The sequence below is a fragment of the Bacillus haikouensis genome (assembly GCF_013179555.1).
GTDB classification, from domain to species: domain Bacteria; phylum Bacillota; class Bacilli; order Bacillales; family Bacillaceae_B; genus Rossellomorea; species Rossellomorea haikouensis_A.
The window spans coordinates 1-1045 of the sequence record NZ_JABMCR010000558.1 but is presented as its reverse complement, the minus strand read 5'-3'; the positions used below and the strand labels follow the sequence as shown (position 1 = coordinate 1045).

At 49.2% G+C, this 1045-nt stretch carries 1 protein-coding gene; it reads right to left on the bottom strand.

Going from position 1 to position 1045, the window contains the following annotated elements; translation table 11 throughout:
- On the bottom strand, positions 1-1045 hold a 1045-nt coding region (ligA, locus tag HP456_RS24265), incomplete at both ends, for an NAD-dependent DNA ligase LigA (RefSeq protein ID WP_172255762.1).

Below are 1045 nucleotides of genomic sequence, written 5' to 3'. Positions count from 1 at the left end.
TCTTTTCTTCGAGCACGTTTACCACTTCAGGAATGATATCACCAGCCTTTTTGATGACAACATGATCACCGATCTTGATGTCTTTTTCCCTGATGAGATCTTCATTGTGCAGGGAGGCCCTTTGAACGGTGGTACCGGCAACCCTTACAGGTTCAAGTATTGCGGTGGGTGTCACCACTCCGGTCCGCCCGACACTCAGTTCGATTTCTTTTAGGATCGTGACTACTTCTTCAGCAGGAAACTTGAAAGCTATTGCCCAGCGCGGGCTTTTGGCGGTGAATCCGAGGGCTTGCTGCTGTTCCAGTGAATCAACTTTGATGACGATCCCATCGATATCATACGAAAGATCCGGACGTTTCCCCGTCCAGCTTTCCACATATTCGAGTACTTCTTCTATAGTAGCACAACGCTTGCGTTCAGGATTCGTTTTGAATCCTAGCCTGTCCAATCGATTCAGGCCTTCACTGTGTGAGTCTATGCCTGTGTCACCAATGTCGGCAAGGGCATACAGGAAGATATCAAGGTTTCGGGAGGCGGCTATCTTAGGGTCCAATTGACGAAGCGAACCTGCAGCAGCATTCCGAGGGTTTGCGAAAGGCTCTTCACCCTTTTCTTCCTTCACTTTATTCAATGCTTCAAACGAACGCTTAGGCATGAAGGCTTCCCCGCGCACTTCAAACGAAAGGAGTTCTTTAATTTTCAACGGAATCGAACGGATCGTTTTCAAGTTGGATGTAATATCCTCCCCGATCGAACCGTCTCCGCGGGTAGCACCTTGAACGAATACACCGTTTTCATAACGGAGGGAAACTGCCAAACCGTCAATCTTGAGTTCACACACGTATGAGAAATCATCGCCCACTGCCTGTCTGACACGGCGGTCAAAATCACGGAGGTCCTCTTCATTGAAGGCATTCCCCAAGCTCAGCATCTGACTCCTGTGCTCAACTTTTTCAAACGCGTCGAGAATCGCCCCGCCCACCCTTTGAGAAGGCGAGTCTGAGGTCTTGAATTCAGGGTACTGATCCTCGAGATCAATCAGCTC